We start from the raw sequence: 238 nt of genomic DNA on the forward strand, positions 1-238 counted from the left end.
TCTTTATCTTTATAAGTCAGGATTTTATAGGGGTCAAATCCAAGCACGTTCTCATCTCGAATCCCGTCTGCAATGCTGTAGCGGTGCAGTTCATCTCCAAAGATAGTTGAGGTGGTACTAGATTTTTTTTGGTTCTCATCGTGGATAGGAGTTCCTGTAAAACCAAAAAACATCGCTCTAGGAAAGGTCTGCTTAATGGTTGTCAGCATATCGCCAAAAGTAGAGCGGTGCGCTTCAT

General features: G+C 42.4%; 1 protein-coding gene. It reads right to left on the reverse strand.

Annotated features, from left to right (window positions below; genetic code table 11):
• On the reverse strand, positions 1-238 hold a 238-nt coding region (locus AAEY62_RS24620; RefSeq protein WP_350637113.1), incomplete at both ends, for a hypothetical protein.

Source organism: Pseudoalteromonas sp. GW168-MNA-CIBAN-0100, assembly GCF_040309225.1.
Lineage (GTDB): Bacteria > Pseudomonadota > Gammaproteobacteria > Enterobacterales > Alteromonadaceae > Pseudoalteromonas > Pseudoalteromonas arctica.